The sequence below is a fragment of the Clostridioides sp. ZZV15-6388 genome (genome assembly GCF_020657755.1).
Lineage (GTDB): Bacteria > Bacillota > Clostridia > Peptostreptococcales > Peptostreptococcaceae > Clostridioides.
In genome coordinates this window covers 1-10612 of sequence record NZ_JAGWCU010000058.1, presented here as the reverse complement: position 1 = coordinate 10612, position 10612 = coordinate 1, and the positions used below count along the sequence as shown (strand labels likewise).

Annotated in this window: 8 protein-coding genes and 1 other annotated feature; all 8 genes read left to right on the top strand. The window is 29.1% G+C overall.

Annotated elements, in window-relative coordinates; all coding sequences use genetic code 11:
• Positions 1–461 precede the first annotated feature (461 nt).
• The 8 genes from pstC (at position 462) to KGF48_RS19305 (ending at position 10429) form a co-directional block, all read left to right on the top strand.
• Positions 462–1379 (top strand): phosphate ABC transporter permease subunit PstC, encoded by a 918-nt coding sequence (gene pstC, locus KGF48_RS19340; RefSeq protein WP_227433688.1) that lies wholly within the window; start codon positions 462–464, stop codon positions 1377–1379.
• A gap of 1 nt (position 1380) precedes the next feature.
• On the top strand, positions 1381–2205 hold the full coding sequence (gene pstA / locus KGF48_RS19335) for a phosphate ABC transporter permease PstA (RefSeq protein WP_227828309.1): 825 nt from the start codon (positions 1381–1383) through the stop codon (positions 2203–2205).
• An 18-nt stretch (positions 2206–2223) separates the two neighbouring features.
• The gene (gene pstB / locus KGF48_RS19330) at positions 2224–2988 is read left to right on the top strand and encodes a phosphate ABC transporter ATP-binding protein PstB (protein WP_227828310.1); all 765 of its coding nucleotides are present in this window, start codon (positions 2224–2226) and stop codon (positions 2986–2988) included.
• A gap of 27 nt (positions 2989–3015) precedes the next feature.
• Positions 3016–3669 (top strand): phosphate signaling complex protein PhoU, encoded by a 654-nt coding sequence (gene phoU / locus KGF48_RS19325; protein WP_227828311.1) that lies wholly within the window; start codon positions 3016–3018, stop codon positions 3667–3669.
• A gap of 157 nt (positions 3670–3826) precedes the next feature.
• Positions 3827–4699: an FUSC family protein gene (locus KGF48_RS19320; RefSeq protein ID WP_227433692.1), complete on the top strand. Its 873-nt coding sequence runs from the start codon at positions 3827–3829 to the stop codon at positions 4697–4699.
• Between the two features lie 83 nt (positions 4700–4782).
• On the top strand, positions 4783–6219 hold the full coding sequence (locus tag KGF48_RS19315; RefSeq protein WP_227828312.1) for a [Fe-Fe] hydrogenase large subunit C-terminal domain-containing protein: 1437 nt from the start codon (positions 4783–4785) through the stop codon (positions 6217–6219).
• A gap of 48 nt (positions 6220–6267) precedes the next feature.
• Positions 6268–7095, top strand: coding sequence for a polysaccharide deacetylase family protein (locus tag KGF48_RS19310; protein ID WP_227868475.1), 828 nt, complete (start codon positions 6268–6270; stop codon positions 7093–7095).
• Between the two features lie 326 nt (positions 7096–7421).
• Positions 7422–7686: a binding site (T-box leader), on the top strand.
• 76 nt (positions 7687–7762) lie between these two features.
• Positions 7763–10429, top strand: coding sequence for a valine--tRNA ligase (locus KGF48_RS19305; RefSeq protein WP_227868474.1), 2667 nt, complete (start codon positions 7763–7765; stop codon positions 10427–10429).
• Positions 10430–10612 lie beyond the last annotated feature (183 nt).

Sequence of the window (10612 nt, the reverse complement as noted above, 5' to 3'; positions counted from 1 at the left end):
GTGGATAAAATATTTTACTGACATTTTACTGACATAAGTGCTAATGTTCTATTTTAAAGTACTGAAATATCAACGATTAAGTATATAAAAATAAAAAAGATATTATTCTAATAAGGAATAATAAATATATAGATTATAAAAGGTTAAATCTAGTTAACAAATCTCAATAGCAGATATAAATAATAAATTACGTGTAGTACGTATTATTACTTATATCTGCTATTTTATTGTCGTCAAATATAGTTAAATTGTAAAGTAAATGTCAAATATAGTCCAAAAAGTAAAATTAATGTTAAAAAAGTGAATATAATTTTACACTTGTTTAACTTAAACCTAATATAGATTTAACTTAAAAAAAGTAGAATAAAAATATAGAAAATTTAATAATGACGAACTTATAAAAATTTAAATTTTAAATACAGAATGAAAATCAATTAGGTATATTTTAATGGGAGGATATTATGATAGTAAAATCTAGGTTAGTAGGTTTAGAAAAAAATGACAATAATGGAAATAAGACAAAATATATAGTTGAAAAAGTAGCAAAAAATATATTTCTACTAAGTGCTTTAGTAGCAGTTGCAAGTTTACTTTTGATAATAGGATTTGTATTTTATAAAGGGTTAAGACCTTTTATATTTGAGGGATACTCATTTATAGATTTTTTAACAGGTGCAGATTGGGTTCCTTCAGCTAATAAGTTTGGAATATCATCTATGATAGCAGCATCAATAGTTGCTACAATTGGTGCACTTATAATAGGAGTACCGATTGGAATATTAACATCTATATTTATAGCAGAAGTAGCACCTAAAAGATTAGCAAAAATAATGTCACCAGCAGTTGAACTTCTAGCAGGTATACCTTCAGTACTGTATGGAGTGTTTGGTCTTGCAGTAATAGTTCCAATGATACAAAGTATATTTAATCTTCCAAAAGGACAGAGTTTATTAGCAATAATAATAGTATTAGCAGTAATGATGTTACCAACAATAATATCTGTATCAGAAACAGCTATAAGAGCAGTACCAAAAGCATATAAAGAGGGTTCATTAGCACTTGGTGCATCAAAAATAGAAACAATATTTAAAGTTGTATTACCAGCTGCAAAGTCTGGAGTATTAGCTGCAGTAGTATTAGGAGTAGGAAGAGCTTTAGGAGAAACAATGGCAGTAATACTTGTTGCAGGAAATTCACCAGTTATGCCAACTTCTATAACAGATAGTGTAAGACCACTTACAACTAATATAGCACTTGAAATGGGATACGCATTTGGGACACATCAAGAAATGTTATTTGCAACTGGAGTAGTATTGTTTACATTTATATTAATTTTAAATTTAGTTTTAAATAAACTTTCAAATAAGGCGGTAAATTAAGATGAGAAAGTTCAGAGAGAATATATTGAAATTATTAGTATATCTATCAGCATTATTTACAATAGTATCACTAGTAGTTATAGTAGGATTTATATTTATAAAGGGAATCGGAAATATGAATTTTAATTTCTTATTTAGTAATTATTCAGCATCAGGTGATGGTGGTATCTTCCCAATGATAATTACAACATTATATACTGTAGTGGTTTCTATAGTTGTAGCAACTCCAATAGGAATCTTAGCAGCTATATATTTACAAGAATATGCTAAAAAAGGAAAAGCAGTTACAGCTATAAGATTTGCAACTGAAAGTTTGTCAGGAATACCATCCATAGTTTATGGATTATTTGGAGGAATTTTCTTTGTAGTTACCTTAAAAATGGGATATTCAATAGTTGCAGGGTCACTTACAGTTGCAATAATAATATTACCAGTAATAATTCGTACTACAGAAGAAGCTTTAAAGACAGTTCCTCAATCATATAGAGAATCATCTCTAGCACTAGGAGCTACTAAATTTCAAACTTTATATAAAGTAGTACTTCCAAGTGCAGTACCAGGAATTCTATCAGGAGTAATATTGTCAGTTGGTCGTATAATTGGAGAATCAGCTGCCATACTACTTACAGCAGGTACTGTAGCTAAGATGCCAGGAGGAATATTTGATAGTGCAAGAACACTAACTGTACACTCATATTTACTAACTAAAGAGAGTGGAGACATAGCAACAGCAGCTAGTATAGGTATTGTTTTAATAGTAATTGTATTAGTATTAAATATGTTAGCAAGATTTGTTGCTAAGAAGTTAAATAAGGCTAATTATTAAATTTAAGAGGTGTGAATGATGGAATTAATCAATAAAATAAAAATGAGTGTAAAAGATTTGGATTTATTTTATGGCGACAAGCAAGCTCTAAATAAAATAAATATGGATATAAAAGAAAATAAAGTTACTGCTTTAATAGGTCCATCTGGATGTGGAAAATCTACTTTTATAAGAACATTAAATAGAATGAATGACCTAATAGAAAATGTAACAATTACAGGGAATATTTCTGTTGATGGAGAAGATATCTATACTTCAGATGATGTTATAAATCTTCGTACAAAAGTAGGAATGGTATTTCAAAAACCTAATCCATTTCCTATGAGTATATATGATAATGTTGCATATGGACCTCGTACACATGGGTTAAGAGATAAAAAGCAACTAGACAAGATAGTAGAGGAAAGTTTGAAGGGAGCAGCTATTTGGGAGGAAGTTAAAGATAGGCTTAAGTCATCTGCATTAGGATTATCTGGAGGGCAACAACAACGTATATGTATAGCAAGAGCAATTGCTATGAGACCAGAAGTTATACTTATGGATGAACCTACATCTGCTTTAGACCCAATTTCAACATTAAAAGTAGAAGAACTTATAGAAGATTTAAAAAAGGACTATACAATAGTCATAGTTACACATAATATGCAACAAGCTGCTCGTATATCAGATGAAACAGCTTTTTTCCTAAATGGAGAGGTTATAGAATTTAGTGATACAAAAACTATGTTTACTACTCCTGTGGATAAAAGAACAGAAGACTATATAACAGGTAGATTCGGTTAAAATATATAACTATAAAGGAGTTAAACAATGGTCAATAATAGTTTAGATATAAGTATTGATACTTTAAAAGAACAGACAGTACTTATGATGGAAAAATGTGAAGAGGCAATAGAAAAGTCTGTAACTTGTATGATAGAGAAAGATTTAGAAGGTGCAAGAAAAGTAGTAGAAGATGATGAAAAAATAAATAAATTGAGAGAAGAAATAAGAGATAAAAGTATAGAATTAATAGTACTTAAACAACCAATGGCAAGGGATTTAAGATTTATTTATTCTTTGGGAAACATATCAATAGAATTAGAAAGAATTGGAGATTATGCAGCAAATATAGCTAGAGAAATGTTGAAAATAGGTGGAGAAGCGTATATAAAAGAGTTAATAGATATTCCTAAAATGGCAAAGGAATGTAAGAATATGATGTCTCAAACTAGAGAAGCTTTAATATCATTTGATGCAAGTATAGCTTATAATGTTGGAAGTAAAGATGATATTGTAGATGATTTGTATGAGCAAGTACAAATTGATTGTTTAAAAATAATGCATGAAAATTCAAATACGATAGACCAAGGAGTAAAACTTTTACTTATAGGAAGATACCTTGAACGAATTGGAGACCATATAACAAACGTATGTGAAAAAATAATCTTTGCAATTGAAGGTAAAATGGTAGAGATAGGATAAAAAAACTGCTTTATAGCAGTTTTTTTATTGTCTAAATTAAAATGTAATTGTTAAAAAGATGCGATTAATGGGTAAATTTAAAAAATTGTGATATACTAGGAACATATTAAATATGAGGATGCGTATTTTATATAAGGTGCTTTTAGGAGGTGGAAATTTGAAACTTCAAAAGATGGGTATGAGGACTATAAAGACAGGAATTAGTGTAACTTTATGTATGCTTCTTGGTAATTATTTAGTTGAGAATATGTTTTATTCTTTAGTAGCATGTATAATTTCTGTTCAGGACACAGTGAAAGGTTCTTTAAAGACAGGAATCAATAGAGTAGAAGGTACTATTTTAGGTGGTATAATAGGATTTTTATTTGCTATCACCAAAGCGGGAGACCCATTTTTATGTGGTCTTGGTGTAATGTGTTCAATATATCTATGTAATCTGTTTAAAATAAAGTCAGTAGTTGTTGCCTGTGTCACTTTTCTAGCCATACATCTAGGTGTGGGAAACAATGACCCCGTATACTATTCTTTACACAGGGTATTAGATACATCTGTAGGAGTTTTATTTGGTGTACTCGTTAATTATTATGTTGCTAGACCAAACTACCTAAATAGTGTTATAGATGAGTTTAAAAAAATAGAAGAACTTTCAATGTTGCTTATTGAAGAAAAAATACTTAGAAAAGAAAATCTAGACGTAGAAAAATTTGAAGAAGAAGTAGAGAAATTGGAAGAAATATATTCAAAACTTATCGATGAGTTAGACTATAGTTTAAGTGAAACCAATATAGAAAAAATAGAAAATGCCTTAAGGATATGTAGAGAAATCCACTTTCACATGCAATCTATAGAGTTACTAGAAAACAAACTCTATTTAAAAGAGCATACATATAAGTACCTTAAGAAAACATATGGTGTGGATGAACTGGATTGGAATGTAGATGAAGAAAAAAGTCCAGTGTTTAACTATCATTTAATGAAAATAATGCTTGAAATAGAATTATTGAAAAAATTAAATAAGTCATATCAATAATAGTCAATAAATAATAAATAAAAAATAGTATCTTTGTAAATATTAAACATATATAAGTTTAATTTACGGAGGTACTATTTTTTATGAATACTATAAATGAAAATTCTAAAATATTAGAAAGATACAAAATGAAGCTTTTTGGAGAACTTGTAAAGGCAGTATGGAATGAGGATACAGAAGATATTGAAAACTTGCCTGAAAAAATTTTAAGTGAAGACTTAAAAGAAAATTTAGATAGTCATTTTGATAAGCAATTTGATAAAGATACTATGGTGAATTTAATCAGGGTAACTATGGGATTAGATGTAACAGGAGATACAGATAAAAACCTAAAAGATGCACTGCACGAAGCTGTAAATTTAGATGAAGTAAAAAGACCAATAATATCTATAATATCAGATGCTTGTAAATATTGTGATGAAAATAATAAAGAAGATGAGTCATGCAAGATAAGAAATAAGCATATTAATTGTAATGAGGAAGATACATGTAGTGCCTGTGGTGATTGTGTGTCAAGATGTAAATTGGGTGCAATATCAGACAAGATAGAATTTATACCGATGATAAAGCTATTAAAAGATATAAAGAGTCCTGTATATGCAATAGTCGCACCAGCTTTTGTAGGGCAATTTGGAAAAGATGTAAGTCCTGGTAAGTTAAGAACTGCATTAAAAAAGATAGGATTTGAAGATATGATAGAGGTTGCTTTAGCAGCAGATATGCTTACTGCAAAAGAAGCATATGACTATTATGAGCATATGAAAAATGATGAAGAAGGATGCTTTATAACTAGTTGCTGTTGTCCTATTTGGGTTAGCTTAATACAAAATAGTTTTCCTCAAATATTAGATAAGGTATCACCATCTGTGTCACCTATGATTGCTTGTGGTAGAGCTGTAAAGATTTTAAATCCAGAGGCTAAAGTTGTATTTATAGGCCCTTGTATGGCAAAGAAGAAAGAAGCAATGTTGGAAGATATAAAGGATGCAGTTGATTTTGTGCTTACGTTTAAAGAATTACAGGAAATATTTGATGCATTAGAACTAAATCCAGCAGTAATGGATGAAAGTAATAGAGTAGAAGCATCTCTTTCAGGTAGAGTTTATGCTAGAACAGGGGGTGTAAGTAAAGCTGTTAAATTATCAGTTAGAAGAATTGATAAAAATATAAAGTTTAAAGAAAAAGCATTTGAAGGAACAAAAGAATGTATGGATGGTCTAAAGAAAGTTTTAAATAAAGAGATAGAGGCTACTTTCATAGAAGGAATGGGTTGCGTAGGAGGTTGTGTGGGAGGTCCTAAGCGTATTTTAAGTGTAGAAGAAGGTACTAAGAATGTCGATGAATACAGTGAAAGTACAAATATGGAAACACCATTTGATAATTTAAATGTGCTACAATTTTTAACTTCTATGGGAATAAAGAGAGTAGAATCACTGGGAGAAAAAGAAGAAGAACAAGTAAAAAAAATATTTAGTAGAGACATAAAAAGTAATAAGAAGGACAATAAATATAAAAAATAATTTTCTTAAGTTTGAGTTTATGTTTTTATAAAAAGGGAGATATGGGGGATGAAAATTAAAGATAATAAAACTGTTTTTCATGTAATTATACGTGTATTTCTTGTAGCTATTTTAATTCTAACTGGGACATTATTAGAAGAAAAAATTAACAATGTTCCAGTTGAAAATCTCAATACAAAAGATAAAACTACATTAGAATTACTTTCTCAAAATAATACGTTAGGAGAAATTATATATAAAACATCTCAAGAAGAGGGGAAAGGACCAGGAGCTACATCTGAAAAAGTTGCGTACATAACAATAGATGATGGACCATCAAAATATACAAATGCATTGCTCGATATTTTAAAAGAAAATGATGTCAAAGCGACATTTTTTATGCTTAATCAAAATATGAAAAACCACAAAGAAGAGGTGAAGAGAGTCTTAGAAGAAAAAAATTCAATAGGATTTCATAGTGTAAGTCATGATATACATAAGTTGTATAAGAGTCCAGAAATAACAGTTGGAGAATTTGACACATGTAATAAAACACTACAAGATATAACTGGTCAAGGCTCAAAATTAATAAGGCTACCATATGGAAGTAAGCCATATATGCCAGAAGGTTCATACGATAAGCTTATGGCAAATGATTACCTAATTTGGGATTGGAATTTAGATACGCAAGACTGGAAATCGTCCACAAGTCAAATAGTTAGTAATATCTTATATTATGGAAGAAAAAGAGATGAATTAGTAGTATTAATTCATGAAAAAGAACAAAGCGTAAATGCTTTAAATAATATGATAAGAATTTTAAAAGAAAGAGGATATACTATATTGCCAATCACAGAGAATGTTATGCCTAAAAACTTCTGGCAAGAAAACCTATAGTAAATTTTAAAAAATATAAAATACAATAAAGCATTTATAAAATATAATACATAACTTAATGACATTTAAAATATTATAGTTAAAATGTCATATAGGAAAATAGCATATAAAGTGAAGCTAGAATAAAATTGATAAAATAGTAGCAAAAATGTCAATAAAGTAATAGAATAATTATTGACTATATAAAACAAAATAATGTAAAAAACATAGTATAGATTATAATAATTAGCATAGAATATAAAAAATAATAATTAAGAAAATTCAGAAAAAATAAAATAAAAATAATTGACAAAGAGAATAATATTTGTATATAATAATATATAATATTAAAGACTAAGAAGAAGAGGAGTAAGTAAATACTACTAAAAGAGAGGAAAATTCACTGGCTGTAAGATTTTCTAAGTATAAGGTTTACTGAATGTAGCTTTGGAGTTTCTAAACTGAACTATTAGTAAGTTTAGACGGTTAGAATCGTTAAATTCTTTGAGAGTCAAAGTTATTAAGATTATCATTAACTATTAATTTAATTATATGTTGATGAATTTTTAAACTTTGGAATTAAGGTGGTAACGCGAGCTTTTCGTCCTTTTAAAAGAGGATGAAAGGCTCTTTTTTATTCACAAAAATATTTTAAAAATTTATTTATAAAAATATAGGAGGCAATACAATGGAAAATACGAACTTATCAAAAACTTATAATCCTAAAGATTTTGAGGCTAGGCTATATAAAAAATGGATGGATGAAGGGTATTTTAAATCTAAACCAAATCCAGATAAAAAACCATTTACAATAATGATGCCACCTCCAAATATAACAGGGCAATTGCATATGGGACATGCGCTTGACCATACTCTTCAAGATATACTTATTAGATGGAAACGTATGGATGGATATGAAGCTTTTTGGCTTCCAGGAACTGACCATGCTTCTATAGCAACTGAAGTTAAAGTTGTTGAAAGAATAAAAAAAGAAGAAGGTAAGACTAAATACGAAATAGGAAGAGAAGAATTTTTAAAGAGAGCTTGGGCATGGAGAGACGAATTTGGAGGAAAAATAGTTAATCAGCTTAAACAATTAGGAGATTCTTGTGATTGGGATAAAGAAAGATTTACTATGGATGAAGGTTGCAATGAAGCAGTTATAGAGTTCTTTGTAAACCTATATGAAAAAGGGCATATATACAGAGGAAATAGAATAATAAACTGGTGTCCAGACTGTAAAACTACTTTATCAGATGCAGAAGTTGAGCATGAAGAGCAGGATGGAAACTTTTATCATATAAAATATCCATTAAAAGATAGTGAAGACTTCTTGGAGATAGCTACTACTAGACCTGAAACAATGATAGGGGATACTGGTATAGCTGTAAATCCAGAAGATGATAGATACAAACACTTAATAGGAAAAACAGCAATACTTCCATTAGTAGGAAGAGAACTTCCAATAGTTGCAGATAGTTATGTAGATTTAGAGTTTGGAACTGGTGCTGTTAAGATGACTCCAGCTCATGACCCTAACGACTTTGAAGTAGGTTTAAGACATAATCTTGAGCAATTAAATACAATGAATGAAGATGGAACTATGAATGAAGTTTGTGGAAAATATGAAGGCATGGATAGATTTGAGTGTAGAAAAGCCATCATAGCAGACTTAAAAGAACAAGGATATCTAATCAAGATAAAAGAACATAATCACAATGTAGGAACTTGTTATAGATGCCATACAGTAATTGAGCCTAGATTATCAGAGCAATGGTTTGTTAAGATGGAAGAACTTGCAAAACCAGCTATAGATATTCTTAAAAAAGGAGAATTAGAATTTGTTCCAGATAAGTTTGATAAAACTTATTTACAATGGTTAGAAAATATAAGAGATTGGTGTATATCAAGACAATTATGGTGGGGTCATCAAATACCAGCTTACTATTGTCAAGAGTGTGGAGAAATAGTAGTTGCTAAAAAAATGCCAGATAAATGCCCTAAATGTGGAAGCACTCATTTTAAACAAGATGAAGACGCACTAGATACTTGGTTTAGTTCTGCATTATGGCCTTTCTCTACTCTAGGATGGCCAAATAAGACAGATGCATTAGATTATTATTACCCAACAAGTGTACTTGTTACAGGATATGATATAATATTCTTCTGGGTAGTTAGAATGGCATTTGCAGGTATGTTCTGTATGAATGAAAAGCCATTTGACCATGTATTAGTTCATGGCTTAGTAAGAGACTCTCAAGGTAGAAAAATGAGTAAATCTTTAGGAAATGGTATTGACCCATTAGAAATAATCGAGCAATATGGAGCTGATGCACTAAGATTTACATTAACAACTGGAAATTCCCCAGGAAATGATATGAGATTCTATATGGAAAGAGTAGAATTTGCTAGAAACTTTGCTAATAAATTGTGGAATGCATCAAGATTTGTATTTATGAATATTGATGAGGAGATAATTAAGAATATAAATAGAGAAAATGTAAAAGATAATTTAACTCTAGCTGACAAATGGATAATATCAAGAGCCAATGATATTGTAAAAGAAGCTACTAATAACATGGATAAATTTGATTTAGGAATAGCATTACAAAAGATATATGATTTTACTTGGTCAGAATACTGTGACTGGTATATTGAAATGGTTAAACCTAGATTATATGGAGACAATACAGACGCTAAGTCTGCCGCTTTATATACATTAACTTATGTACTTGAAAAAATATTAAAATTATTACATCCATATATGCCATTTATAACAGAGGAAATATATACTCATCTTCCTACTGTTGAAGGTTGTATAATAGTATCTGAATGGCCAAAATATAATGAAGAAGATAATATGGCTGATGAAGAAGAAATGATGAGTTTATTAATGGAAGGTATAAGAAGTATAAGAAATGTGAGAGCAGAAATGAATGTACCACCTTCTAAGAAAGCTAAATTGATAATAGTACCAAGTGAAGATAAGATAGAAACTATTGAACTTGGTAAGGATTATTTTATAACTTTAGCATCTGCTTCAACTGTTGAGATAGCAAAAGACAAATCAAATGTACCAGAAGATGCAGTTGGTGTAGTTATTGATGGTGTTGAAATATTCATACCTCTTAATGAATTAGTTGACTTTGAAAAAGAAATTGAAAGGCTATCTAAAGAAATGAAAAAGTTAGAGGGAGAAATAAAGAGAGTTAATGGAAAACTTGCAAATCAAGGATTCTTAGCAAAAGCTCCTGAAAGCTTAATAGAAGAAGAAAAAGCTAAAAAAGAAAAATTTGAAGAAATGATTAAGTCTGTTGAGGAAAGATTAGCCAATTTAAAAACTAAAGTAAAATAAATGTGTAGGATAAAAACATACAAAGAGTACTAAATATGTATTCTTTGTATGTTTTTCTTTCTATGTAGATAAATATGATGTTATAATTTTTTAGAGATATATGATATTTTTATCTTATTATGACTATATTAATTTTATATTTTTGAACTTTATAATCAATAAAAAATTGATATATTATAATAT

Excerpts from the sequence above, each read along its gene's own strand:
- pstC (WP_227433688.1), top strand. The coding sequence starts at position 462 with ATGATAGTAAAATCTAGGTTAGTAGGTTTAGAAAAAAATGACAATAAT.
- pstA (WP_227828309.1), top strand. The coding sequence starts at position 1,381 with ATGAGAAAGTTCAGAGAGAATATATTGAAATTATTAGTATATCTATCA.
- pstB (WP_227828310.1), top strand. The coding sequence starts at position 2,224 with ATGGAATTAATCAATAAAATAAAAATGAGTGTAAAAGATTTGGATTTA.
- phoU (WP_227828311.1), top strand. The coding sequence starts at position 3,016 with ATGGTCAATAATAGTTTAGATATAAGTATTGATACTTTAAAAGAACAG.
- KGF48_RS19315 (WP_227828312.1), top strand. The coding sequence starts at position 4,783 with ATGAATACTATAAATGAAAATTCTAAAATATTAGAAAGATACAAAATG.
- KGF48_RS19310 (WP_227868475.1), top strand. The coding sequence starts at position 6,268 with ATGAAAATTAAAGATAATAAAACTGTTTTTCATGTAATTATACGTGTA.
- KGF48_RS19305 (WP_227868474.1), top strand. The coding sequence starts at position 7,763 with ATGGAAAATACGAACTTATCAAAAACTTATAATCCTAAAGATTTTGAG.